The organism is Isoptericola variabilis 225, assembly GCF_000215105.1.
GTDB lineage: Bacteria > Actinomycetota > Actinomycetes > Actinomycetales > Cellulomonadaceae > Isoptericola > Isoptericola variabilis_A.
The window spans coordinates 2,010,310-2,033,224 of sequence record NC_015588.1 but is presented as its reverse complement, the minus strand read 5'-3'; the positions used below and the strand labels follow the sequence as shown (position 1 = coordinate 2,033,224).

26 protein-coding genes and 1 other RNA gene are annotated in these 22,915 nt (G+C 74.9%); 17 read left to right on the top strand and 10 right to left on the bottom strand.

Annotated features, from left to right (window positions below; all coding sequences use genetic code 11):
- Window positions 1-157: 157 nt before the first annotated feature.
- The gene (locus tag ISOVA_RS09505; RefSeq protein WP_013839022.1) at window positions 158-853 is read left to right on the top strand and encodes a response regulator transcription factor; all 696 of its coding nucleotides are present in this window, start codon (window positions 158-160) and stop codon (window positions 851-853) included.
- Between the two features lies 1 nt (window position 854).
- Here ISOVA_RS09505 and ISOVA_RS09500 read toward each other — a convergent pair whose 3' ends face one another.
- Complete coding sequence (locus tag ISOVA_RS09500; protein WP_013839021.1) at window positions 855-1,421, bottom strand: GNAT family N-acetyltransferase; 567 nt, start codon at window positions 1,419-1,421, stop codon at window positions 855-857.
- A gap of 109 nt (window positions 1,422-1,530) precedes the next feature.
- Here ISOVA_RS09500 and ISOVA_RS15530 point away from each other — a divergent pair, with 109 nt between their 5' ends.
- The 8 genes from ISOVA_RS15530 (at window position 1,531) to ISOVA_RS09465 (ending at window position 8,842) form a co-directional block, all read left to right on the top strand.
- Window positions 1,531-1,947 (top strand): phosphotransferase, encoded by a 417-nt coding sequence (locus tag ISOVA_RS15530; protein WP_049788306.1) that lies wholly within the window; start codon window positions 1,531-1,533, stop codon window positions 1,945-1,947.
- The gene (locus ISOVA_RS15525; protein ID WP_049788305.1) at window positions 1,944-2,222 is read left to right on the top strand and encodes a hypothetical protein; all 279 of its coding nucleotides are present in this window, start codon (window positions 1,944-1,946) and stop codon (window positions 2,220-2,222) included. The genes ISOVA_RS15530 and ISOVA_RS15525 overlap by 4 nt, the downstream gene beginning before the upstream one ends.
- 30 nt (window positions 2,223-2,252) lie before the next feature.
- The gene (locus ISOVA_RS09490) at window positions 2,253-4,010 is read left to right on the top strand and encodes a bifunctional 3'-5' exonuclease/DNA polymerase (protein WP_013839020.1); all 1,758 of its coding nucleotides are present in this window, start codon (window positions 2,253-2,255) and stop codon (window positions 4,008-4,010) included.
- 80 nt (window positions 4,011-4,090) lie between these two features.
- Window positions 4,091-5,509 (top strand): sugar porter family MFS transporter, encoded by a 1,419-nt coding sequence (locus tag ISOVA_RS09485; protein WP_013839019.1) that lies wholly within the window; start codon window positions 4,091-4,093, stop codon window positions 5,507-5,509.
- Between the two features lie 12 nt (window positions 5,510-5,521).
- Complete coding sequence (locus ISOVA_RS09480) at window positions 5,522-5,965, top strand: CBS domain-containing protein (RefSeq protein ID WP_013839018.1); 444 nt, start codon at window positions 5,522-5,524, stop codon at window positions 5,963-5,965.
- A 26-nt stretch (window positions 5,966-5,991) separates the two neighbouring features.
- On the top strand, window positions 5,992-6,879 hold the full coding sequence (locus ISOVA_RS09475) for a Nif3-like dinuclear metal center hexameric protein (protein WP_013839017.1): 888 nt from the start codon (window positions 5,992-5,994) through the stop codon (window positions 6,877-6,879).
- A gap of 38 nt (window positions 6,880-6,917) precedes the next feature.
- Entirely contained in the window at window positions 6,918-7,664 is a 747-nt protein-coding gene (locus ISOVA_RS09470; protein WP_013839016.1) for a zinc ribbon domain-containing protein, read from the top strand.
- Window positions 7,664-8,842 (top strand): bifunctional RNase H/acid phosphatase, encoded by a 1,179-nt coding sequence (locus ISOVA_RS09465; RefSeq protein WP_013839015.1) that lies wholly within the window; start codon window positions 7,664-7,666, stop codon window positions 8,840-8,842. Before ISOVA_RS09470 ends, ISOVA_RS09465 begins: the two co-directional genes overlap by 1 nt.
- Window positions 8,843-8,851: 9 nt before the next feature.
- On the opposite strand, the gene ISOVA_RS15520 is transcribed toward ISOVA_RS09465, so the two are convergent.
- Both ISOVA_RS15520 and ISOVA_RS09455 read right to left on the bottom strand, forming a co-directional pair.
- Window positions 8,852-9,115 carry a TfoX/Sxy family protein gene (locus ISOVA_RS15520; RefSeq protein ID WP_013839014.1) on the bottom strand — a complete coding sequence of 88 codons (264 nt, stop codon included), beginning with the start codon at window positions 9,113-9,115 and terminating at the stop codon, window positions 8,852-8,854.
- Window positions 9,116-9,222: 107 nt separating this feature from the next.
- Window positions 9,223-10,056: a YaaA family protein gene (locus tag ISOVA_RS09455; protein ID WP_013839013.1), complete on the bottom strand. Its 834-nt coding sequence runs from the start codon at window positions 10,054-10,056 to the stop codon at window positions 9,223-9,225.
- A gap of 78 nt (window positions 10,057-10,134) precedes the next feature.
- Here ISOVA_RS09455 and ISOVA_RS17260 point away from each other — a divergent pair, with 78 nt between their 5' ends.
- From ISOVA_RS17260 to rnpB, 3 genes are all read left to right on the top strand, one after another.
- Complete coding sequence (locus ISOVA_RS17260) at window positions 10,135-10,371, top strand: hypothetical protein (protein WP_233275871.1); 237 nt, start codon at window positions 10,135-10,137, stop codon at window positions 10,369-10,371.
- A complete protein-coding gene (locus ISOVA_RS17255) occupies window positions 10,368-10,517 on the top strand; it encodes a tautomerase family protein (RefSeq protein ID WP_233275870.1) in 150 nt (49 codons plus the stop codon). Before ISOVA_RS17260 ends, ISOVA_RS17255 begins: the two co-directional genes overlap by 4 nt.
- 46 nt (window positions 10,518-10,563) lie before the next feature.
- Window positions 10,564-10,961: RNase P RNA component class A (gene rnpB / locus ISOVA_RS15790), an RNA gene on the top strand.
- Window positions 10,962-11,002: 41 nt separating this feature from the next.
- Here the strand turns inward: rnpB and ISOVA_RS09445 are convergent.
- From ISOVA_RS09445 to ISOVA_RS09430, 4 genes are all read right to left on the bottom strand, one after another.
- Window positions 11,003-11,347 (bottom strand): type II toxin-antitoxin system PemK/MazF family toxin, encoded by a 345-nt coding sequence (locus tag ISOVA_RS09445; RefSeq protein ID WP_013839012.1) that lies wholly within the window; start codon window positions 11,345-11,347, stop codon window positions 11,003-11,005.
- A complete protein-coding gene (locus ISOVA_RS09440) occupies window positions 11,341-11,589 on the bottom strand; it encodes a CopG family ribbon-helix-helix protein (RefSeq protein WP_013839011.1) in 249 nt (82 codons plus the stop codon). The genes ISOVA_RS09445 and ISOVA_RS09440 overlap by 7 nt, the downstream gene beginning before the upstream one ends.
- Window positions 11,590-11,627: 38 nt before the next feature.
- Window positions 11,628-12,080, bottom strand: coding sequence for an MBL fold metallo-hydrolase (locus ISOVA_RS09435; protein ID WP_049788303.1), 453 nt, complete (start codon window positions 12,078-12,080; stop codon window positions 11,628-11,630).
- A gap of 168 nt (window positions 12,081-12,248) precedes the next feature.
- A complete protein-coding gene (locus ISOVA_RS09430; RefSeq protein WP_013839009.1) occupies window positions 12,249-14,321 on the bottom strand; it encodes an elongation factor G in 2,073 nt (690 codons plus the stop codon).
- A 243-nt stretch (window positions 14,322-14,564) separates the two neighbouring features.
- Here ISOVA_RS09430 and ISOVA_RS09425 point away from each other — a divergent pair, with 243 nt between their 5' ends.
- A complete protein-coding gene (locus ISOVA_RS09425) occupies window positions 14,565-14,894 on the top strand; it encodes an STAS domain-containing protein (protein WP_233275869.1) in 330 nt (109 codons plus the stop codon).
- Window positions 14,895-14,968: 74 nt separating this feature from the next.
- Here ISOVA_RS09425 and ppgK read toward each other — a convergent pair whose 3' ends face one another.
- Window positions 14,969-15,748 (bottom strand): polyphosphate--glucose phosphotransferase, encoded by a 780-nt coding sequence (gene ppgK, locus ISOVA_RS09420; RefSeq protein ID WP_013839007.1) that lies wholly within the window; start codon window positions 15,746-15,748, stop codon window positions 14,969-14,971.
- A 28-nt stretch (window positions 15,749-15,776) separates the two neighbouring features.
- Here ppgK and ISOVA_RS09415 point away from each other — a divergent pair, with 28 nt between their 5' ends.
- Window positions 15,777-15,974 (top strand): hypothetical protein, encoded by a 198-nt coding sequence (locus tag ISOVA_RS09415; RefSeq protein WP_013839006.1) that lies wholly within the window; start codon window positions 15,777-15,779, stop codon window positions 15,972-15,974.
- A 28-nt stretch (window positions 15,975-16,002) separates the two neighbouring features.
- Here the strand turns inward: ISOVA_RS09415 and panB are convergent, their stop codons facing one another.
- Complete coding sequence (panB, locus tag ISOVA_RS09410; protein WP_013839005.1) at window positions 16,003-16,839, bottom strand: 3-methyl-2-oxobutanoate hydroxymethyltransferase; 837 nt, start codon at window positions 16,837-16,839, stop codon at window positions 16,003-16,005.
- Between the two features lie 73 nt (window positions 16,840-16,912).
- On the opposite strand from panB, the gene glnA reads away from it, so the two are divergent.
- From glnA to ISOVA_RS09395, 3 genes are all read left to right on the top strand, one after another.
- Window positions 16,913-18,250 (top strand): type I glutamate--ammonia ligase, encoded by a 1,338-nt coding sequence (glnA, locus tag ISOVA_RS09405; protein WP_013839004.1) that lies wholly within the window; start codon window positions 16,913-16,915, stop codon window positions 18,248-18,250.
- 31 nt (window positions 18,251-18,281) lie between these two features.
- On the top strand, window positions 18,282-21,407 hold the full coding sequence (locus ISOVA_RS09400) for a bifunctional [glutamine synthetase] adenylyltransferase/[glutamine synthetase]-adenylyl-L-tyrosine phosphorylase (protein WP_013839003.1): 3,126 nt from the start codon (window positions 18,282-18,284) through the stop codon (window positions 21,405-21,407).
- Between the two features lie 126 nt (window positions 21,408-21,533).
- Window positions 21,534-22,598: a DUF808 domain-containing protein gene (locus tag ISOVA_RS09395; RefSeq protein ID WP_013839002.1), complete on the top strand. Its 1,065-nt coding sequence runs from the start codon at window positions 21,534-21,536 to the stop codon at window positions 22,596-22,598.
- A 112-nt stretch (window positions 22,599-22,710) separates the two neighbouring features.
- Here the strand turns inward: ISOVA_RS09395 and ISOVA_RS09390 are convergent, their stop codons facing one another.
- The gene (locus ISOVA_RS09390) at window positions 22,711-22,911 is read right to left on the bottom strand and encodes a hypothetical protein (protein WP_041294833.1); all 201 of its coding nucleotides are present in this window, start codon (window positions 22,909-22,911) and stop codon (window positions 22,711-22,713) included.
- Window positions 22,912-22,915 lie beyond the last annotated feature (4 nt).

The window sequence follows — 22,915 nt, the reverse complement described above, 5'->3', positions numbered from 1 at the left end:
GGCATGGGTCGTTCGACTCATCGTCCCGCATCCTCGGATGGGCATCCCTCCCGATGCCGGGGCGCCCGGCCGTCGCCTAGCGTCGAGCTCGACCACGGAGGTACGGACATGACCACCCAGCACGTCGAGACTCTGGTCCGCGGCGTCGGGCGACGCCGTGCCGCCCGGGCGGGCCCTCCTGTGGCTCGCCCAGGGCCGCGTCGGGGCGGCCGCCGGTGCCGTCCGGCGCCACCTCGAGGAGGCGCGCGACCAGGTCTCCCGCCTGCGGGTCCTGCCGACCGCCGTCGAGGTCCTCGTGGCCGCCGGTGCGCTCGACGAGGCGGCGGCGCTCGCGGACGAGCTCGCCCGCCTCGCCACCGTGGTCGACGGCCCGGCCGCGCGGGGAGCCGCCGGGCTGGCGGCCGCGCAGGTGGCGCTCGCGCGCGGCGACGCCGAGACCGCCGCAGGTGCCGCGCGTCGCGCGGTGGCGGCATGGACCGCACTCACAGCGGCGTACGAGGTGGCGCGGTGCCGTGCCCTGCTCGGGCGTGCCTACCGGTCGCTCGGCGACGACGACGCTGCCCGCGCGGAGCTGCGCGCCGCGCGGGAGACGTTCGTGGGGCTCGGCGCCCGGCCCGCCGGGGAGGAGTGCACGCGGCTGCTCGGCGACGCCGTGGCACCGGGCGGCCTCAGCCCGCGCGAGGTCGAGGTGCTCCGCCTCGTCGCGGCCGGCAGGTCCAACGCCCAGGTCGCCCCGGAGCTCGTGCTGTCCGAGAAGACGGTCGCGCGCCACCTGTCGAACATCTTCGCCAAACTCGACGTCGGGTCGCGCACCGCGGCGAGCGCCTTCGCGTTCGAGCACGGCCTCGTGTGACTCACGTCCGCACGAGCAGGGCCAGGAGCTCCGCGCCCAGCGGCCGGTCGGCGTAGACCAGCCGCACCGCCTCCGGGTCGGGGTTCCCGGCGTCCGGACCGCGCCACACGAGCTCCAGGCCCAGGCGCTCGGCCGTCGCGCGGGACGCGTGGTTGTGCTCGAGCAGGTACGCGGTGACGGGCACGTCGGGCAGACGCCGGCGCGCGACGTCGAGCGCCGCGCGGCCGAGCTCGGTCGCGAACCCTAGACCCTGGTGGGAGGGGTCGACGCGGTAGTAGAGGTTGAGCACGCCCGGCGGCCGCAGCCGGACGCCGCCGACGCCGACGAACGCGCCGTCGTCGCGCTGCCTCGCGGTCCAGTAGCCGACGCCGTCGCGGTCCCAGTCGGCGCGGTACGCGGCGACGTCGCGCTCGGTCTGCGTGCGCTCGGTGTGCCGGCCGGACGGGAAGTGCGTCCACACGCGCGGGTCGGCGTGCAGCGCGTAGAGCTCGTCGACGTCGGACGGCTCGACGGCGGTGAGCACGAGCCGGTCGGTGGTCAGGGGCGAGAGGGGCGACGCGTCGGGCACGGTCCGAGAGGCTAGCCGCGGCGTCCGACACACCGGCCCCGCAGGTCCCGGCGACCCGCGCGGGAGTCCCGGGGCTCCCACGACGGCACGAGTCTGCGACGATGCACGCATGGAGCTGCTCGCCTCCGGACGGGACGCCGACGTCTACGCCCTCGACGAGCGCCGCGTCGTCCGCCGGTACCGCGACGGCCGGCCGGCGGCTCGCGAGGCGGCGCTCCTGAGCAAGGTCGTGGCCGCCGGCTTCCCGGCGCCCGCGGTCCTCGCTGTCGACGGGCCCGAGATGGTCCTCGAACGCATCGACGGGCCCACCCTCGCCGAGGCCCTGCTCGCGCTCGAGGTCACGCCCGCGGCGGCCGGCGCGATCATGGCCCGCCTGCACGCGGCGCTGCACGCCGTCGACTGGGACGGCGGCACGCTCGTGCACCTCGACCTCCACCCGCTCAACGTCATCTCGCGCCCGACGGGCCGCGGCTCGTCGACTGGGCGAACGCGCGGCCCGGCCCGCCCGCGCTGGACGTCGCGATGACGGCGCTCATCTGCGCCGAGGCGGTCGTCACGCCCGCCATGGTCCCCGTGGCCGCCGACCTGCACCCGGCCGTCGCCGCGACCATGCGCGAGGTGCTGCGCGCGCTCGCCGACGAGGCCGGGACCGAGTACGTCGCCCACCTGCCCGAGGCGGTGCGGCTCCGGCGCGCGAACCCCGTGCTGACCGCGCGGGACCTCGTGGGCCTCGACGCGGCGGCGGCGCTCGCGCGCGACCCGTGGGCTCCGCGCGCCGGCCGCCGGGCCGACGCGCGCTGAGGTGTCGGACGCGGGCGGCAGGATGGGCACGTGCACCTCCTGCTGACCGCGCGCGCGGACGACCTCCCCGCCGTCGTGGCCGAGCGGGAGGAGACGGCGCGCGCGACGGGCACGGCGCCACCCCGCTGGACGTGGGACGACACCAACCGCTGGTACCCCGCCCTGCTGCGCGCGGGCGTCCGGGTGGACCGCGCCCACGACCTGCGGCTCGCGCACCGGATCCTGCGCGGCTCCGCGCTCGCGGCCGGCTCGGCGCTGGCGACGGCCCCGCCCGGGCCGTGGGACGCCATGGAGCCCGCGCCGGCCGGGGACGCGCCCGAGCCGGGCCGGCGCGCGCCGCAGCCCGACGCACTCTTCGAGCTCACGGCGCCCGCCGCCGGCCGGCCCGTCCGCACCGCGCCGGGTGCGCCGTCGTCGGGCGCGCCGTCGTCGGGCGCGCCGTCGTCGGGCGACCGGGACGGCGGCCCGGACCCGGAGGCCGAGCTCGCCGCCCAGCTCGCCGCGGTCGACGGCTCGGCCGACCCCGGCCGCCTGCGCCTGCTCCTCGCGGCCGAGTCCGCCGGCGCGCTCGTGGCGGCGGAGATGCACCACGCCGGCCTGCCGTGGCGCGCCGACGTGCACGACGCGATCCTCACCGAGGCGCTCGGGCCACGGCCGCCCGAGGGGCGGCGTCCCGAACGGCTCGAGGCGCTCGCGGAGCGGATCCGTGCCGCGCTCGACGCGCCGCCGACGCTCAACCCCGACTCGCACCCCGACCTGCTCAAGGCCATGCAGTACGCGGGCGTGGGTGCGCGCAGCCTGCGCAAGTGGGAGCTGGAGAAGCTCGACCACCCGGTCGTCGAGCCGCTGCTCGAGTACAAGAACCTCTACCGGCTGCTCACGGCCAACGGCTGGCACTGGCTCGACCAGTGGGTGCGCGACGGGCGCTTCCGCACCGAGTACGTCGTGGGTGGCGTCGTCACCGGGCGCTGGGCGTCGAGCGGCGGGGGAGCGCTGCAGCTGCCGAGGACGGTGCGCCGGGCGGTGCAGGCGGACCCGGGCTGGGTGCTCGTCGTCGCCGACGCCGCCCAGCTCGAGCCGCGGGTCCTGGCCGGCATGGCGGCCGACGAGGCGATGGCCGCCGCCGGCCAGGCGGGCGACATGTACGCCGGCATCGTCGCGTCTGGCGCGGTCGAGACGCGGGAACTGGCGAAGGTCGGGATGCTCGGCGCGATGTACGGCGGCACCACGGGCGCGAGCGCGCAGGTGCTGCCGCGGCTCGCGGCGACCTTCCCGCGCGCCATCGCGCTCGTCGAGGACGCGGCGCGCACCGGCGAGCGGGGCGGCGTCGTGACCACCCGGCTCGGCCGCTCGTCACCGCCCCCGGGCGCGGCGTGGGACGAGGCGCAGGCCGGTGCGTTCGCCGACGCCGCCGGGGACGACGCCGCGGCCCGCGCCCGCTCGTACACGCGCTCGTGGGGCCGGTTCACGCGCAACTTCGTCGTGCAGGGCACCGCGGCGGAGTGGGCGCTGTGCTGGCTCGCGTCGATCCGCCGGCGCCTGTGGGCGCTGGGGCCGGCGCACGACGCCGAGCCCGGCCGGGCGCCCGCCCCGTTCGCGGACCGGCCGCACCTCGTCTTCTTCCTCCACGACGAGGTCGTGGTGCACGCCCCGGCGCACCTGGCCGACGCCGTCGCGCACGAGGTGCGCGAGGCCGCCGCCGAGGCGGGGCGGTTGCTGTTCGGCGACTTCCCGGTGACGTTCCCGCTGACCGTCGCGGCCGTGTCCAGCTACGCCGACGCCAAGTGAGGTTGCCCGGCGCTCCTGTGGCGCACCCCGCAGGGCGGACTTAGCCTGCCTGCACCTGGCAACGGCGGCGGGAGGCCGACATGGCGACCGGTGTGGGCACGGCAGGACGCGAGTTCTACGCGGCGAGGGTCATCCAGCTGGCGTCGGTCGCGGCGCTCGGCGGCTTCCTCTTCGGGTTCGACACCGCGGTCATCAACGGCGCCGTGACGCCCATGCGCGAGGAGTTCGGGATGGGCTCCGGCCTCACGGGCTTCGTCGTGTCCTCGGCGCTGCTCGGCTGCATGCTCGGCGCCTACTTCGCCGGCCGTCTCGCCGATAAGATCGGCCGTATCCGCGTCATGGTGCTCGCCTCGGGCGCGTTCACGATCTCGGCGATCGGCTCGACGATCGCCGTCGGCCCCGCGGACATGATCGTCTGGCGCGTGCTCGGCGGTCTCGGCGTCGGCGCGGCGTCCGTCATCGCCCCCGCGTACATCGCCGAGATCGCGCCGGCGTCGATCCGCGGACGGCTCGGCTCCCTCCAGCAGCTCGCGATCGTCGTCGGCATCTTCGTGGCGCTCCTGTCGGACTACGCGATCGCCGCGGCGGCCGGCGGCGCCGCCGAGGAGCTGCTCCTCGGCCTCGCCGCGTGGCGCTGGATGTTCTTCGCCGAGGTGATCCCGGCCGTCGCGTACGGCATCCTCGCGCTCACGATCCCGGAGTCGCCGCGCTTCCTCATGCACAAGGGCGAGGAGCGCAAGGCGCGCGAGGTCCTGAGCCAGGTCCTCGCCCGGGGCATCGACCTGCGGATCTCCGAGATCCGCCGCACGATCCTGCGCGACCACGACACCCGGCTCTCGGACCTGCGCCGGCCGTCGGGCGGCCTGCTGCCGATCGTCTGGATCGGCATCGCGCTGTCGGTGTTCCAGCAGTTCGTCGGGATCAACGTCATCTTCTACTACTCCTCGACGCTGTGGCAGTCGGTCGGGTTCTCCGAGGAGGACGCCCTCCTGCAGACCGTCATCACGTCGATCACGAACATCGTCGTGACGCTCGTGGCCATCGCGCTCATCGACAAGATCGGGCGCCGGCGGCTGCTCATGATCGGCTCGGCGGGCATGTTCGTCACGCTCGGGACGATGGCGGTCGTGTTCAGCCAGGCACGCCTCGTGCCCGGCGACGACGGGCAGCTCGAGCCGGTGCTCGAGGGCGCCGCCGGCCCGCTCGCGCTCGTCGCGGCCAACCTGTTCGTCGTCTTCTTCGGCATGTCGTGGGGCCCGGCGGTGTGGGTCCTGCTCGGCGAGATGTTCAACAACAAGATCCGCGGGACCGCGCTCGGCATCGCCGCCGCCGCGCAGTGGCTCGCGAACTTCGGGATCTCGACGACGTTCCCGTCGATGGCCGACGTCGGCCTCTGGTTCGCGTACGGCTTCTACACGCTCGCCGCGCTGGCGTCGTTCTTCTTCGTCCTGCGGTTCGTGCCCGAGACCAAGGGCAAGGAGCTGGAGGACATGGACTAGGAGGTGGCTCTCATGCGGGTCAGGGACACGTTGCGGCACAAGGGCGACGCGGTGGTCACCGTCGCCCGGGACCGGACGGTGCGGGACCTGCTCGCCCTGCTCGCCGAGCACGGCATCGGTGCCGTGGTCGTGTCCGACGACGGCGCGAGCGTCGACGGGATCGTCAGCGAGCGCGACGTGGTCCGGCGGCTGCACGCCGAGGGCGTCGGCGTCCTGGACGCCGCGGTCGAGCAGATCATGACCAGGGACGTGCAGACGTGCGACCCGGACACGATGCTCGACGACCTCATGCACATGATGACCGAGCACCGGTTCCGGCACGTCCCGGTCGTCCACGAGGGGCGGCTCGCGGGGATCGTGAGCATCGGCGACGTGGTCAAGCGCCGGCTGGCGGAGGTGCAGGCCGAGCGCGACCAGCTGACGGACTACATCACGGGCGGTCGCGGCGGGCACTAGCGGGGCGCGCGGCTATTGTCGGGGCCATGAGCCCCGCACCCACGCTGGCCGACGTCGTCGCTGTCCTCGAGGACCTCTACCCGCCGTCGACCGCGGAGGGGTGGGACGCCGTCGGGCTCGTGGCCGGCGACCCGGCCGCGCTCGTGCGCACGGTCGCGTTCGCGGTCGACCCGGTGGCCGCCGTGGTCGACGAGGCGCTCGCGTGGGGGGCCGACCTGCTCGTCACGCACCACCCGCTGTTCCTCAAGCCCGTGCACGGCGTGCCCGCGACGACGTTCAAGGGCGCGGTCGTGCACCGCCTGCTCACGAACGGGTGCGGGCTGTACGTCGCGCACACCAACGCCGACGCCGCGCCCCGCGGCGTCGCCGACGCGCTCGCCGACCTCGTGGGCATCACCGACCGCCGCCCACTCGTGGTGCGGGAGGACGGCGCGGGCGACGACCCGGGCGACACTGGCCGCGGGATCGGCCGGGTCGGGCGCCTGGCGGAGCCGACGACGCTGCGCGCGTTCGCCGAGCGCGTCGCGGCGGTCCTGCCGCCCGTCGCCCAGGGGGTGCGCGTCGCGGGCGACCTCGACGCGACCGTCAGCACGGCCGCCGTCGTCGGCGGGTCCGGCGACTCGCTGTTCGACGCCGTCCGGGCCGCGGCCGTCGACGTCTACGTCACGGCGGACCTGCGCCACCACCCGGCCTCGGAGCTGCGCGAGCGGGCCGAGTTCGAGGCGGACCCCGCCCGGCGCGCGGCAGGCACGCCGTTCCTCGTCGACGTCGCGCACTTCGCGAGCGAGTGGCCCTGGCTCGCGTACGCCGCCCAGGACCTCGTCGCACGGCTCGGAGAAGGTACGGTGACCACCAGGGTGAGCACCCTGCCGACCGACCCGTGGACCGCACGGGTCGCGAGCCCGGGGCGCTGACCGCCGCCATCTGAAGAGCTGTACGAGAGGACCCGCCCGTGGTCACTGCACCCCCCGAGGACCAGCGCCGTCTGCTGGACGTCCAGGCCCTGGACACGCGGGCCCAGCAGCTCGCGCACAAGCGCCGCAACCACCCGGTGCTCGCGACGCTCGCCGAGCTCGACAAGCGCCTCGCCGACCTGCACGGGTCTCTCGTCGACTCCCGCACGGCCGTCGCGGACCTCGAGCGCGAGCTCGCGAAGGCGGAGGCGGACGTCGAGCAGGTGCGGGCCCGTGCGGCCCGCGACCAGCAGAAGCTCGACTCCGGCGCGCTCGGCGCGAAGGACGCGCAGGCCGTCGTGAGCGAGCTCGAGTCGCTCGCCCGTCGCCAGGGCGTCCTCGAGGAGGCCCAGCTCGAGGTCATGGAGCGGCTCGAGGCGCACCAGGAGTCGCTCGCGGCGGTCGAGGCCGCGCACGCCGAGCTGGTCGCCGCGAAGGAGAAGGCGGAGGCGGAGCGCGACGCGGCGTTCGCCGAGATCGACGCCGACGCCAAGCGCCTCGCGGCCGAGCGGGCCGCCGCCGCCGAGGGCCTCGACGCCGGGCTGCTCGCGCTCTACGACCGGCTGCGCGCGCAGCTCGGCGGCACCGGCGCCGCCCCGCTGCGCGGCGGGCGCTGCGAGGGGTGCCGCCTCGAGCTCAACGCCGGCGACCTCGCCGCCGTCCGGTCCGCCGCCCCGGAGCAGGTCGTGCGCTGCGAGGAGTGCGGCCGCATCCTCGTGCGCGAGCCCGACGCCGCGGCGGCCTGATGGCGGGCGGTCGTCGCCTGGTCGTCGAGGCCGACGGCGGGTCGCGGGGCAACCCCGGCCCGGCCGGCTGGGGCGCGCTCGTCCGCGACGCGGACAGCGGCGCCGTCCTCGCCGAGCGCGCCGGCTACCTCGGGGAGTCGACCAACAACGTCGCCGAGTACTCGGGCCTCGTCGCCGGCCTGCGGGCCGCGCGCGAGGTCGACCCCGACGCCCACGTGCTGGTGCGCATGGACTCGCGCCTCGTCGTCGAGCAGATGACGGGGCGCTGGCAGATCAAGCACGCCGCGTTGCGCGAGCTCGCGCGCGAGGCGGCGTCCGTCCTGCCCGCCGACCAGGTGGCCTACGAGTGGGTGCCGCGCTCGGAGAACGCCGCGGCCGACCGGCTCGCGAACGAGGCCATGGACACCGGCTCGCAGATCGCGCGCGACTTCCCCGCCGAGGAGTCGACGTCGGGCCCGGCGACCGCGGCCGAGGACGAGGCGCCCGGCTTCGACACGCACGTGCGCCCGTCGGGCGCGCTCGTCGGGTACGACGGCGCGACGGCGCTCTCGGTGGTCCTCGTGCGCCACGGCGAGACCCACCTCACGGTCGCGGGTGCCTACTCCGGCGGTGGAGTGCCGGGCCCCGCGCTCACGACGCGCGGGCGCACGCAGGCCGCCCAGGCGGCCGACGCGGTCTTCCGCGTGGGCCGGGACCTGTGGCCGGACCTGCCACGCGTGACCGACCTCGTCGCCTCGCCGACGGTCCGGACGCAGGAGACCGCGGCGGCCGTCGGACGGCGCATCGGGCAGCACGTGCGCACCGAGCAGCGGTTCGCGGAGTGCGTCTTCGGCGAGTGGGAAGGGCTGACGGCCCTCGAGATCGAGGAGCGGGCGCCCGGGGAGCTCGCGCTGTGGCACTCGACCGGCACGTTCGCCCCGCCGGGCGGCGAGTCCTACGCGCAGCTCGGAGCACGCGTGTGGTCGGGGCTGGAGGACCTGCTGGACGGCGGCGTCGGGCGGACGGTCGCCGTCGTGGGCCACGCCGCGATGATCCGCACCGCCGTGGGGCAGGCGATCGGCGCGCCGCCGTCGCACTGGTCGCGGCTGCGCATCCCGCCGTGCTCGCTCACCGTGCTGCGGCTGTGGGCCGACGGCGCGAGCGAGGTCACGACGGTCGGGTTCCCGACCGACGCCTGACGTCGCCGCTCAGGCGCGCGGCGTCTTGGGCGCCTTCGGCTTCTTCGGCTTCTTGGGGGGTTCGGACAGCGCGAGGTCGACGCCGCGGTCGACCCACGCCTGCTCGTAGCCGTCGGTGCCGACGCGGACCATGAGCTCGTCGCCGCCGATGCCGACCGCCATGTGCGTGTTCACCATGAACGCGACGCCGCCGAACATCTTCTGCTCGGTGAACTCCGTGCGGCGCCCGATGGCGTCGCGCACGCGCTCGGCGAGCTCCTCGTCGTAGGCCATGGGCCCAGTGCGGCCCGGTGGGGGCGATCGCGCGCTGCGACGTAGCGCCCGGGTAGCCTCCGGAGGCCGGACGCTACCGAGGCGCTACGTCGCGGCGCGCAGGTTCGTCAGGCGATGACGAGCTCGAGCGTGCGCGGCCCGGTCCGCGTCGTCGGCGCGTGCAGCGCCGCCTCGATCATCCGGTAGCTCAGCCCGGTGCCGACCTCGGTGCCGATGACCTCGCCGTCGAGCTCGCGCGCGGCGTCGAGCAGATCCTCGGCCGACGACGGCGGCTCGCCGGCCCGGCGCAGCAGGTGACCCGTGAGCACGCCCCGGGTGTGCTTGGCGTTGTGCGACACGACGCTGCGGCTGCCGTCCGCCTCGCGTACGACGCGCACGGTGACCCAGTCGGCCGCGCCCGCGCCGGTCGTGGCCGGCTTCCACGCCGCGAGGTAGGCGGCGGAGCGGCAGTCGACGACGACGTCGCCCGCGGCGCGCCCGTCGAGGGCCTCGGCGAGGTGCGGGCGCCACGCCGTGGCGAGCTTGCCGACGCCCGGAAGGTCGACGCCCATGGACAGGCGGTAGGCCGGGATCCGGTCGTCGGGCGCGACGACGCCCCACAGCCCCGAGAAGATCCGCACGCTCTCCGCCGCGCGGCGGCCCGCGCCGTCGGGCAGGTCGGCCAGGCCCGCCGCCGCGTACAGCACGCCGGTGTACACGCGCGACGCCGGCGCGGCGGGCGCCGCCTTGAGGTCGACGTTGCGGGCCACCTCCTCGGCGAGACCGGCGCCGACCTTGAGGACCGCCGTGGCGTCGGGACGCGCGCTGACCGCCGCGAGCGCGTCGAGGACTGCCGTGCGCTGCGCGGTGAGCGACGGCGCCGTGAGCGCGGCGAGCTCCACGGGCGCGGCGTCGGCGGGCGCGGGCGTCTTGCCCTCGGAGGGCGGCAGGCAGATCAGCACGGCGACCACCCTATGCGTCGTCCCCGGCCGGGCCGTGACCGATGACAACCGTGCGCGACGTGCGTACCGTCGTCGGGCATGGCCCAGGTGAAGATCTACGGCAACCGGCGCGTGTGGCACGACCGCCGCGCCGAGGTGTCCGACGCGCTCCACGCGGCGCTCGTGCGCACGTGGCGGCTGCCGGAGGACAAGCGGTCCCACCGCTTCCTGCTGCTCGACGACGGCGACCTGGTCGCGCCGCGCTCGGACGCCTACCTCGTGGTCGAGCTCGTGTGCTTCGAGCGTCGCTCCTCGAGGCCAAGCGCGCGCTGGTGAGGGCGCTGTACGACGACGTCGCACCTGCCCTCGGGCTGGACGCGGACGACCTCGAGCTCACGATCGTCGAGACGCCGCGCGAGAACTGGGGCATCCGGGGAAGGGCTGGGGACGAGCTGACGTTGAACTACACGGTCGATGTCTGAGAGAAGCCCGACGTCGGCTCGCCGGAAGGTATCCTTCCGGTGCGGACGAGTCGGTCGGACGGTCGCGTCGCCGTCGAACCCGGGCAACCGGAAGCGCCGGCGCCGAGGAACGTCCGGGCTCCGAAGGGCAAGGTGGTGGCTAACGGCCACCCGGGGTGACCCGCGGGACAGTGCCACAGAAAGCAGACCGCCGGCGTCGGGCGACCGGCGTCGGTAAGGGTGAAACGGTGGTGTAAGAGACCACCAGCGCATCCGGTGACGGGTGCGGCTCGGTAAACCCCACCTGGAGCAAGGTCAGACAGGGAGCGTTCGAGGGCGGCCCGCCCGAGCTCCCGGGTAGACCGCTCGAGGCCTGCGGCAACGCAGGCCCTAGATGGATGACCGTCACCCGCGTCCGGGCAACCGGCGCGGGCACAGAACCCGGCGTACAGACCGACTCGTCCGCCTTCACGTCGCCCGGCTGCAGACGTCCCGCCCCAGGCAGCTCAGAGGTCGATGACGCGACGCAGGCCTGCCTCCACGGCTTCCATGAGGTTCCCCGGGAGCATGACCCCGGTCGCTTCGATGTCGGCCCGGTCCACGGTCATCGGCTGAGACACGTTGACGACCGAGTCCTTCGGCAGGCCCGAGGCGAGCGCCGGGAGGAACACGTTTCCTGGGTGCCGGGCAAGGGCGGTATTGGACGTGATGGGCAGGACGACGACCGTGGAGATGCGGGATCTGTTGTACTGCTCCGACTGAACGACGACTGCCGGACGACGCTTGGCCGGAGCGCTGCCCAGAGGTTCGCCGAAGTCGACCCAGCAGATCTCCCCGCGCCGGATCACCACTCGCCCGACGCCTCGGTCAGGCGGGTGTTTGCAGCACGGCGGAGCTCGGCGGTCTCGTCGCCGGGCTGGCCGACGTCATCGATCGCGTCGTCGATCTGCGCGGTCAGGTCTGCGCCGTCCAGCTCCTCGACGTAATGCTCGGCGGCACGCCGGTAGAACTCCGACCGGGTCATGCCGTGCTTCTTGGCGACGCGGTCGAAATGCTCCGCCGCGCTGTCCGGGAGGCTGATCGCCGTCTTCATGGCACCAACGGTATAACTTTTCCTACCCTGGGGCGAGGTCAGGTGTTGGCAACAGGCGACCGTCTTTGAGTCGGACGGCGCGCACCTGCGTCGTCGACGTCGCTATCAGTTCCTCCAGGTGGACAGAGAGCAGGGCGAACGCCTTCCACGTCCCGGTCGGGCAGGTGCAGCGCGCAGTGCCCGGCGGTGTGGCCGGGGGACTGCACGACGCGCGGCGACCCGGGCAGCGGCAGGGTCGTGCCCGGCTCGAGACGGCGGGTGCCCCGCACGCCAGGGACATGCAGCGCGCCGGCCCGCGCCATCGCGGCGAGGATCGGGACCGCGCGCGGATGGCGCAGCGGGTAGACGGACCGGGGGTTCTCGTGCGCGTAGGAGTACGGGTGCGCGGCGAGGTGCTCGTCCGCGGCGTGGAGCCAGATCGGCACGCCCAGGCGGTCCTGCAGGCGCGCCGCGCACCCGGTGTGGTCGAAGTGCGCGTGCGTCAGGACCACGCCCGCGACGTCGGACGGCCGGTGCCCGAGACGGGCGCGAGCTCGACGCGGTGGACGCCGTCCGCGACCTCCTCCAGCACCGGACCACCTCCCGGGTCGTTCGACCGATGGAGCGATCACGGTAGGCACGGCGGCGCGCGCTCGCGCGGGCGGCGCAGGCGGCCGAGGTCAGGTGCGCACGGTGCTCGGCGCGCGCTCGTAGCCCGCGGGCTCGACCGTGAGCTCGGCGCGGCCGCCCGTGAGCGACCGCAGGTCGAGCACGTACCGGGTGAGCTCCGACTCGGGCACGGTGGCGACGACGCGGGCGCGCCCGTCGTCGGCCATCTCGGTCGCCGCGACGCGCCCGCGCCGGCCCGACAGGTCGGTCAGCACGGCCCCCTGGTGCTCGGGCGGCACGGTCACGGTGACGTTCGCGACGGGCTCGAGCAGCACCGTGCCGGCCTCGGCGAGCGCGGCCTTGACCCCGGCCGCCGCGGCGGTGCGGAAGGCCATGTCGGAGGAGTCCACGGAGTGCGACTTGCCGTCGTAGAGCTCGACGCGCAGGTCCACGACCGGGTAGCCCTGCGGGCCGCCCGCGGCCATCGCGTCCCGCGCACCCTTCTCGACCGCCGCGATGTACTGCCGGGGCACCGCCCCGCCGACGACCGAGTCGACGAACTCGAACCCGCCGCCGGGCAGCGGCGAGACCCGCAGCTGGACGACGGCGAACTGGCCGTGGCCGCCCGACTGCTTCTTGACCTTGCCCTCGGCCTGGGCCGGCCGCGCGATCGTCTCGTGGTAGGCGACCGGGACGGGTCCCGTCTCGACGTGGACGCCGAAGACCCGGGCCAGCCGCTCGACCGCGACCGCGAGGTGCGTGTCGCCGAGCCCGCGCAGCACGGTCGCGTCCCCGGTGCGGTCGATCACGAGCGTCGGGTCCTCGGCCACGAGGCGCGCGAGCGCGGTCGACATGCGCTCGTCGTCGGACTGCGACGCCGGCACGAGCGTCGCGGCGTACACCGGGGGTCGGCGCGGCGGCAGGTACGGCCGCGCACGGCCGGACGGCCGCGACCACAGCAGCGTGCCCGACGGCGAGCCGGCGAGCTTGGCGACCGCGCCGACCTCGCCCGCCGCCAGGTGGTCGACCGGCAGGTGCTCCTTGCCCTGGAGGCGGAACAGCCCGTGCAGCCGCTCCTCCGTGGCCGTCGTCGCGTTGCGCAGCCGGTCGGACGTGCGCACGACGCCGGAGAGCACCTTGAGCATCGACACCTGCCCGACGTACGGGTCGGCCACGGTGCGGAACACGTGCACGAGCGGCTCGCCGTCGGGGTCGGCGGCGACCGGGACGACCTGCCCTTCGGTGTCGTCGTCGTCCGCCCCGACGCCGACGACGATGCGCCCGTCGCGCTCGGTCGGGGCGGGCGCGAGCTCGCACAGCAGGTCGGCGAGCCGGTCGACGCCGGTCTCGGTCACGCCGGAGGACACGACGACGGGGACCGCCTCGCCCGAGGCGACCTCACGCGCGAGCGTGCGCTCGAGGTCCGCGGCCGGCGGCTCCTGGCCCGACAGGTACGCGTCGAGCTGCTCGTCGTCGTGGGAGACGAGCTCCTCGGTCACGTCGACGTGCATCCGGTGCTCCTCGTCGACGGCCTCCGGGGGGAGCGCCTCGTCGTGGTGCCGCCCCGCGTCGTCGTACACGAGCGCCTGCTCGCTCAGCACGTCGGCGATCGACCGGAACGACTGCTCCTCGTCCAGCGGCAGCTCGATGGGCCACAGGTGCTGCCCGAACGCCTCGCGCAGCTCGGCCAGCACGCGGCGGAAGTCCGCGCGTGCCCGGTCCTCCTGGGTCACGACGACCAGCCGCGGTACGCCGAGCGTCTCGGCCGTCGACCACGCCGACCACGTGCCCGGCTGCACCCCGTCGACCGCGCTCACCACGACGAGCGCGAGGTCGGCGACGGCCAGGGCCGTGTCCACGGCGCCCACGAAGTCCGGGTGCCCCGGGGTGTCGGCGAGGGTGAGGGTGCGCTCGGCGCCGTCGGGGCACGTCCACGCGAGCGTGGCGAGCGAGAGCCCGAGGGACATGCCGCGGGCGATCTCCTCGGGCTCGTGGTCGCACACCGTGCTGCCGTCCTCGACGCGACCGGCACGTGGTACCGCGCCGGCGCGATGCAGCAGCGCCTCGATCAGCGTCGTCTTGCCGGCGCCCGTCGCGCCGACGACGGCGACGGTCCGGTGGGTCGGGGTCGGTGCCGCGTCCATGAGGCCTCCCGCCAATGGGTGCTACCGCACATGATGGCGCGGACCGGCGTCGCGTGCGACGTCGAGGTTTCACCGGCCCTGCGGGTGTGAACGGAAGGTAAAGAAAACCCCCTGAGACCTTCCGTCGGACGTTTGCGCGGGTGTACGGTTGCGGCATCGCGACGACGGCGTCGCGAGTCCGGCTCCGCGCGCGGGGGCCAAGTCACGGAACCGCGTGCGAGCGAGGACCACGGGGATGAAGGTGTGACTGTGACACTCACCAGTGGGACGCAGACCGGGGGCATCGCTCTTCTCGAGCGGCCGGACTGCAGCGTCGTGGACATGTGGGGCGAGATCGACATCACCCTGCGGAACGAGGCCGGGGCGGCTCTCGCCGGGGCCTTCGAGCGTGACCTTCCGGTGGTGGTCGACACGTCGCGGGTGACGTTCATCGACTCCGCCGGCATCGCGTTCCTCGTCCAGCTGTGCAGGATCGGGCAGGAGGAGGGTCTCGAGGTCACGGTGCGGTGCCCGCCGCCCGCCGTCGAGGACGTGCTGCGGATGCTCGACCTCGAGGGAGCGGCCACCGCCTGAACGAACCGCGGCCCGACGGCGGGGGCGGCTGCCCTGGTACCCGCGCCGTCGGGCCGCCTCGTGCCCGGACCGTGTCAGCGCACGAGCGGGCGCTCGGCCGCGGCCAGCGCCGCCGCGCCGACGATGCCCGCGGCGTTGCGCAGCGTCGCGGGGATGATCGGTGCCCGCAGGTCGAGCAGCGGCAGGTACTTCTCGTGGTGCTTGCTCACCCCGCCGCCGACGACGACGAGGTCGGGGGAGAGCAGCATCTCGACGGTCTCGAAGTAGCGCTGGAGCCGCTTCGCCCACTTCTCCCACGACAGGCCCTCGCGCTCGCGCGCCGAGTCCGCGGCCCGCGACTCGGCGTCGTGCCCGTCGATCTCGAGGTGGCCGAGCTCCGTGTTGGGCACGAGCACGCCGTCGACGAGGAGCGCCGAGCCGATGCCGGTGCCGAGCGTGGCGACCAGGACGACGCCGTCGACGCCCTTCGCCGCGCCGTACCGCTGCTCGCCCACGCCCGCGGCGTCGGCGTCGTTGACCGCGGTGCAGCGGCGGCCGGTCGCGTCGTGCACGAGCTCGGGGAGGTTCACGCCCTTCCACGACTTGTCGAGGTTGGCGATGAACCGCACGACGCCGTGGTCCATCGGCGCCGGGAAGGCGACCCCGACCGGCACGTCCTCCGGCAGGTCGAACGAGTCGACCAGCTCGGACAGGATCGCGGCGACGGCGTCGGGCGTCGACGCCGACGGCGTCTTGATGCGCTTGCGGTCGGCGGCGAGCTCGCCGGTCACGAGGTCCACGGGCGCGCCCTTGATGCCCGACCCGCCGACGTCGATGCCGAACGCGAGCGGGTGATCGGTGGAGTTCTCTTGCATGTGCACCATCCTGAGGCAGGATCGAGACATGAGCGAGGAGAGCATCGAGCGGCAGTACTGGTACAACACCAAGACCGGCCAGGTCGAGGAGGGGCACCGGTCCAGCTGGACCAACCTCATGGGCCCCTACCCGACGCGGGCTGCCGCCGAGCGCGCGCTCGAGCAGGCCAAGCGCCGCAACGAGTCCTGGGAGGACGAGGACCGGGAGTGGCGCGGCGAGCGCTGAGGCCCGCCTTCTCGGCCGGCGCGGGGCGTCAGCGCTCGAACGACGTCCCGGCGTCCGGGAAGGCCCCGGAGCGGACCTCCTCCGCGTAGTCCTCGGCCGCCTGCCGCAGCACGCGGCCCAGCTCGGCGTACCGGCGCGCGAACCGCGGCGACCAGTCGGTCATCCCGGCCATGTCCGTCCAGACGAGCACCTGACCGTCGGTCGACGGGCCGGCGCCGATGCCGATCGTCGGGATGTGCACCACCTCGGTGACGCGCGCGGCGACGTCGACGGGCACCATCTCGAGCACGACGGCGAACGCTCCGGCGTCCTGCACGGCGACCGCGTCCTCGGTGAGGGTCGCCGCGGCGTCGTCGCCCCGGCCCTGCACCCGCGGGCCGCCCAGGGCGTTCTCCGACTGCGGCGTGTAGCCGAGGTGCCCGACGACGGGGATGCCGGCGTCGGTCAGTGCCCGGATCTGCGCGGCGCTGCGCCGCCCGCCCTCGAGCTTGACGCCCGCGGCGCCCGTCTCCTTCATGACGCGCACGGCGGTCGCGAGCGCCTGCTCCGGGCCGGCTTCGTACGAGCCGAACGGCAGGTCGACGACGACCAGCGCACGCCGGGCCGCGCGCGCGACGGCGCGGGCCGCGGGGATCATGTCGTCGACGGTCACCGGCAGCGTCGTGGCGTGCCCGTGCATGACGTTGCCGATCGAGTCGCCCACCAGCAGGACGTCGATGCCCGCCGCGTCGAAGATGGTCGCGGTGACGGCGTCGTACGCCGTGAGCATCGTGATCTTCTCGCCGCGGGCCTTGGCCTCCGCCAGGTGGTGGACGCGGACCCGCTTCGGACGTCCGGACGGCTCGGGAGCGGCGTGCGACGACATGGCCGCAGCCTACGCGGTCGCCACCGGTCGTCATGTCACCCGCCGGTAACAGACTTCGGGCAGGATGGGCCCCATGGACAGGCAGCAGGAGTTCGTGCTCCGCACGGTCGAGGAGCGCGACATCCGCTTCATCCGGCTCTGGTTCACCGACGTGCTGGGGATGCTCAAGTCGGTCGCCGTGGCGCCGGCGGAGCTCGAGCAGGCGTTCAGCGAGGGCATCGGGTTCGACGGCAGCGCGATCGAGGGCCTCACGCGCGTGTACGAGGCCGACATGATCGCCCGGCCCGACCCGACGACGTTCCAGGTGCTCCCGTGGCGCGGCGAGCGGCACGGCACCGGGCGCATGTTCTGCGACATCCTCACCCCCGACGGGGAACCCTCGCTCGCGGACTCGCGCAACGTCCTCAAGCGCGCGCTCGCCCGGGCGAGCGAGAAGGGCTTCACCTTCTACACGCACCCCGAGGTCGAGTTCTACCTGTTCAACCAGATCGCGTCGCCCGACGAGCCGCTCGTGCCGGTCGACCGCGGCGGCTACTTCGACCACCTGGCCCGCGGCAGCACCCACGACTTCCGCCGCGCCGCGATCACGATGCTCGAGTCGATGGGCATCTCGGTCGAGTTCTCGCACCACGAGGCGGGCCCGGGCCAGAACGAGATCGACCTGCGCTACGCCGACGCGCTCACGACGGCGGACAACCTCATGACGTTCCGCACGGTCGTCAAGGAGGTCGCGCTCGAGCAGGGCGTGTTCGCGTCGTTCATGCCCAAGCCGCTCGCGGACCAGCCGGGCTCGGGCATGCACACGCACATGTCCCTGTTCGAGGGCGACCGCAACGCCTTCCACGAGCCGGGCGCCCGGTACGAGCTGTCCAAGACGGCGCGCCAGTTCATCGCCGGCCTGCTCGTCCACGCCGCGGAGATCACCGCGATCACCAACCAGTACGTCAACTCGTACAAGCGCCTTTGGGGCGGCGCCGAGGCGCCCAGCTACGTCTGCTGGGGCCACAACAACCGCTCCGCGCTCGTGCGCGTGCCCATGTACAAGCCGGGCAAGGGGCAGTCGTCGCGCGTCGAGTACCGCGCGATCGACTCGGCCGCCAACCCGTACCTCGCGTTCGCCGTCATGCTCGCCGCGGGCCTCAAGGGCATCGAGGAGGGCTACGAGCTGCCCGAGGGTGCCGAGGACGACGTCTGGGAGCTCACCGACGCCGAGCGGCGCGCCCTCGGCATCGCGCCGCTGCCGCAGTCGCTCGCCGAGGCGGTCGAGCTCATGGAGGCCTCCGAGCTCGTCGCCGAGACGCTCGGCGAGCACGTCTTCCGGTACGTCCTGAAGAACAAGCGCCAGGAGTGGGACGCGTACCGCGCCCAGGTGACGCCGTTCGAGCTCGAGCGCTTCCTCCAGGTGCTCTGAGGGCCCCGCGCCGCGGCGCTAAGGTCGAGGCGTGAGCACGACGACGTCGGGGACCGGTCGGCGCGAGACCCTCACCGGACGGCTGCTGCGGGCCGGGTTCGCGGACCTGACCCGCTCCGCCGACCTGTGGGCCGACGCCGCCCTCCAGGGCTGCCTGCCGGCCGACGGCGACGCCGTCCTGCGCGCGCTCGGCCGCACCGGTGACCCGGACCTCGCGCTGCTCCAGCTCGTCCGCCTCGCGGCCGTGCCCGACGCCGGCACGCGGGTCCGCGCGCTGCTCACCGCGCCCGCCGACACGCCCGAGGCCGAGGTGCGCGAGCGGCTGCTCGCCGTGCTCGGCGCCTCCTCGGCGCTCGGCGACGAGCTCGTGCGCCGCCCCGAGCTCCTCGACGTCCTGTCCGACGGCGACGGCGGCGTGGGCGCGGACCCCGCCGCCGTGCGCGCCGAGCTGCTGCGCGCCGTCGGGGCCGACCCCGACGCCGACGTCCCCGTCGCGGCGGCCGCACCGGCGTCGTCGGACGCCCCGGGCTGGCCCGACACGGCCGCGCGCTCCGCGACCGACGCGCTGCGCCGCGCGTACCGCGCCCGCCTGCTGCGCATCGCCGCGACCGACCTCACGTGCCCGGACCCGCTCAGTCAGCTGCCCGGCGTCGCCGCGGCGCTCGCCGACCTCGCGGGCGCCGCGCTCGAGGGGGCGCTCGCCGTCGCGCGGGCCGAGGTCGGCGACGCGGCCGACGGCGTGCGGCTCGCCGTCATCGGCATGGGCAAGACCGGCGGGCGCGAGCTCAACTACGTCTCCGACGTCGACGTCGTCTACGTGTGCGAGCCCGGGACGCGGGCCGACGGGACGCCCGTCGAGGAAGGGGCGGCGCTCGCGGTCGGCGCCCGGCTCGCGACGGCTCTGCAGAAGGTGTGCTCGGCCGCGTCCGGCGAGCCCGCGCTGTGGCCCGTCGACGCGGCGCTGCGGCCCGAGGGGAAGCAGGGCCCGCTCGTGCGCACGCTCGCCAGCCACCTGGCCTACTACGAGCGGTGGGCCGAGACGTGGGAGTTCCAGGCGCTGCTCAAGGCGCGGCCCGTCGCGGGCGACGCCGAGCTCGGCCGCGCCTACCGGCAGGCCGTCGACCCGCTCGTGTGGGCCGCGGTCACGCGCGAGAACTTCGTCGAGGACGCGCAGGCCATGCGGCGCCGCGTCGAGGACCACGTCCCGGTCTCGGAGGCGGACCGGCAGATCAAGCTCGGCAAGGGCGGCCTGCGCGACGTCGAGTTCACCGTCCAGCTGCTCCAGCTCGTGCACGGCCGCACCGACGACCAGATCCGGTCGCCCCACACGCTGACGGCGCTCGGGGCGCTGGCCGCCCACGGCTTCGTCGGGCGCGAGCACGCCGCCCGGATGGCGGTGTGCTACCGGTTCCTGCGCCTGCTCGAGCACCGCGTCCAGCTCTTCCGCCTGCGCCGCACGCACCTGCTGCCCACGGCCGAGGAGGACCTGCGCCGGCTCGCGCGCTCGCTCGGGATGCGTGCCGAGGGCGCGGAGGGGCTGCTCGACCGGTGGCGCGCGACGCGCCGCGAGGTGCGCGCGCTGCACGAGGCCGTGTTCTACCGGCCGCTGCTGCCGGCGTCGGCCCAGCTGTCCGACGACGAGCTCTCGCTCGCGCCGGACGCCGCGCGGGCGCGCTTCGCCGCGATCGGGTACCGCGACCCCGACGGCGCGATGCGGCACGTCGTTGCGCTCACCGAGGGCACCTCGCGGCGGGCCGCCCTGCAGCGCCAGCTCCTGCCCGTGCTGCTCGGCTGGTTCGCCGAGGGCGCCGACCCCGACGCGGGCCTGCTCGCGTTCCGCAAGCTGTCCGAGGCGCTCGGCAGCACGCCGTGGTACCTGCGCCTGCTGCGCGACTCGGAGAACGCCGCGTACCACCTGGCCCAGCTGCTCTCGTCGTCGCGGTACCTGTCGGACGCGCTCGCCCGCTCGCCCGAGTCGGTGCAGTGGCTCGCCGACACCTCGGAGCTCGAGCCGCGCGGTCCGCAGCGGCTCGCGGCCGAGGCCGACGCGATCCTCACGCGCGCCGACGAGCCCGGCCCGGCCGCGACGTCGCTGCGGGCGATCCGCCGTCGGGAGCTCGCGCGCACGGGCGCGGGCGAGGTGCTCGGCGTGCTCGACCCGGTCCGGGCGCAGGCCGCGATCTCCGACGCGGCCGACGTCGTGCTCGTCGGCGGGCTGCGCGTCGCCGAGTACGCGGCCCGCGCCGAGATGGGCCTGGGGCCCTCGCCGGACGCCAACCCGACGCGCATGCTCGTCGTCGCGATGGGCCGCCTCGGCGGGCGCGAGATGGGCTACGGGTCGGACGCCGACGTGATGTTCGTGCACGACCCGGTGCCGGGCGTCGACGAGAAGGCCGCCCAGGACTTCGCGTTGCTCACCGCGCGCAAGCTCCAGCAGCTGCTGTCCGCCGTAGGGCCCGAGCCGCCACTCCCGGTCGACGCCGACCTGCGCCCCGAGGGCCGCCAGGGCCCGCTCGTGCGCACGCTCGCCTCGTACGCCGAGTACTACGAGCGGTGGGCGAGCGTGTGGGAGCAGCAGGCGCTCCTGCGCGCGCGGGCCGTGGCGGGGGACGTGCCGGGCGTGGGGGAGCGGTTCACCGCGCTCGTGGACCCGCTGCGCTACCCGGCGGGCGGGCTCGACGACGCGAGCCTGCGCGAGGTGCGGCGCATCAAGGCACGCGTCGAGTCCGAGCGGCTGCCGCGCGGCGTCGAGCCGGCGCGGCACCTCAAGCTCGGGCGCGGCGGCGTGTCCGACGTCGAGTGGACCGTCCAGCTCCTCCAGCTCCAGCACGCGGGCGAGGTGCCCGCGCTGCGGACCACCGAGACGGTCGCCGCGCTCGACGCGGCCGAGGAGGCGGGCCTGATCGGTTCCGACGAGGCTGGCTGCCTGCGCGAGGCGTGGATCCTCGCGTCCCGGCTGCGCTCGGCGCTCGTGCTGTGGTCCGGCAAGGTCGGCGGGCAGCACGCCGACGTCCTGCCGCACGACCGGCAGGCGCTCGGCGGCGTCGCGCGCCTCCTCGGGGACGTCGACACGGGCTCGGAGCTCGAGGAGCGCTACCTGCGCGCCGCGCGCCGGGCACGCTCGGTGATGGAGCGCGTGTTCTACGGGCGCGCCTGACGCGGGAGCGCGTCGCGCGTCGAGTCGCCCGAGTCTGCGGCACGATGGGCACATGCGTACCTCATCCTCGACCGCGCACCGCGCTGCACGGGCTCGTGCCGGCCGCACCACCGGGGCGGTGACCGCGTGAGCGCGGGCCTGCTCGGGCTGCTCGACGACGTCGCGGCGATCGCCCGCCTCGCGGCGGCCTCCGTCGACGACGTCGGCATGGCGGCCGGCCGGGCGACGGCCAAGGCCGCAGGCGTCGTCGTCGACGACACCGCCGTGACCCCGCAGTACGTGCGCGGCGTCGCAGCCGAGCGCGAGATCCCGATCGTCAAGAAGATCGCGCGCGGCTCGATCCGCAACAAGCTCGTGTTCATCCTCCCGGGGGCGCTCATCCTGAGCCAGTGGGCGCCGTGGCTGCTCCCGGTGATCCTCATCCTCGGCGGGTCGTACCTGGCGTTCGAGGGCACCGAGAAGGTGTGGGGCCGCATCCGTGGGCACGAGGACCACGCCGTGCCGGCGACCGTCGAGGGCGAGGAGGCGGAGAAGACGCTCGTCGCGGGCGCCGTCCGCACCGACCTCATCCTGTCGGCCGAGATCATGGTCATCGCGCTCAACGAGGTCGCCGACGAGCCGTTCTGGTCGCGGCTGGCGATCCTGCTCGTGGTCGCCGTCGCGATCACCGTCGTCGTGTACGGCGTGGTCGGTCTCATCGTGAAGATGGACGACATCGGGCTGTCGCTCGCGCAGCGGTCGTCGGCGTCGAGCCAGCGGATCGGCAAGGCCCTCGTGGCCGGGATGCCCAAGGTGCTCGCGGTGGTCTCGCTCGTCGGCACGATCGCGATGCTGTGGGTCGGCGGGCACATCCTGCTCACGAGCAGCGACGAGCTCGGGTGGCACGCGCCCTACGGGTTCGTCCACCACGTCGAGGAGGCCATCGCCCACGCCGTGCCCGGCATCGGTGGCGTGCTCGCGTGGCTGTTCAACACGGTGTGCTCCGCGATCGTCGGGCTCGCCGTGGGCGCCGTCGTGGTCACGGTCATGCACCTGCTGCCGTTCGGGCGCAAGGACCACGGCGACGCGCACGAGACGCCCGTCGCCGAGGACGAGCGCGTCGCGCTCGACGTCGCGCGCGCCGTCGAGCAGGACATCGCCGAGCACGAGCGGGGACACGACGCCGCCCACAGTCCCGACGGGGACCGCTGAGCCCTGCTCGCGAGGTACCGACCTCCCTGCGAGGTACCGGGTGCCGAGCCGGCGCGTGGTGGCCGTGGTCGAGTCCGAGCACAGATCGCTGCGCTCGAACGCGGGCCTACGGTCACGCGGACGCGTCGTCCGCCTCCGGCGGGTACCAGACGCGCGTGCCCTCGACCTGCGCGAACGGGCGCAGCGTGTGCGACCGTGCCGACGTCGCAGACACGATGTCGACGACGTCGACGCCGCGGGCGAGCAGCGCGTCGCCGACGAGCGACCGGTGGCACGGCCTGCGGAGGATTCGTCGGCCCCGGCGCGTGGGCACGGCA

Bases quoted from the DNA above. Each gene is read 5' to 3' on its own strand.
- ISOVA_RS15530 (WP_049788306.1), top strand. From the start codon at position 1,531: ATGGAGCTGCTCGCCTCCGGACGGGACGCCGACGTCTACGCCCTCGAC.
- ISOVA_RS15525 (WP_049788305.1), top strand. From the start codon at position 1,944: ATGACGGCGCTCATCTGCGCCGAGGCGGTCGTCACGCCCGCCATGGTC.
- ISOVA_RS09485 (WP_013839019.1), top strand. From the start codon at position 4,091: ATGGCGACCGGTGTGGGCACGGCAGGACGCGAGTTCTACGCGGCGAGG.
- ISOVA_RS09480 (WP_013839018.1), top strand. From the start codon at position 5,522: ATGCGGGTCAGGGACACGTTGCGGCACAAGGGCGACGCGGTGGTCACC.
- ISOVA_RS09475 (WP_013839017.1), top strand. From the start codon at position 5,992: ATGAGCCCCGCACCCACGCTGGCCGACGTCGTCGCTGTCCTCGAGGAC.
- ISOVA_RS09465 (WP_013839015.1), top strand. From the start codon at position 7,664: ATGGCGGGCGGTCGTCGCCTGGTCGTCGAGGCCGACGGCGGGTCGCGG.
- ISOVA_RS15520 (WP_013839014.1), bottom strand. From the start codon at position 9,115: ATGGCCTACGACGAGGAGCTCGCCGAGCGCGTGCGCGACGCCATCGGG.
- ISOVA_RS17260 (WP_233275871.1), top strand. From the start codon at position 10,135: ATGGCCCAGGTGAAGATCTACGGCAACCGGCGCGTGTGGCACGACCGC.
- ISOVA_RS09440 (WP_013839011.1), bottom strand. From the start codon at position 11,589: ATGAAGACGGCGATCAGCCTCCCGGACAGCGCGGCGGAGCATTTCGAC.
- ISOVA_RS09430 (WP_013839009.1), bottom strand. From the start codon at position 14,321: ATGGACGCGGCACCGACCCCGACCCACCGGACCGTCGCCGTCGTCGGC.
- ppgK (WP_013839007.1), bottom strand. From the start codon at position 15,748: ATGCAAGAGAACTCCACCGATCACCCGCTCGCGTTCGGCATCGACGTC.
- ISOVA_RS09415 (WP_013839006.1), top strand. From the start codon at position 15,777: ATGAGCGAGGAGAGCATCGAGCGGCAGTACTGGTACAACACCAAGACC.
- panB (WP_013839005.1), bottom strand. From the start codon at position 16,839: ATGTCGTCGCACGCCGCTCCCGAGCCGTCCGGACGTCCGAAGCGGGTC.
- glnA (WP_013839004.1), top strand. From the start codon at position 16,913: ATGGACAGGCAGCAGGAGTTCGTGCTCCGCACGGTCGAGGAGCGCGAC.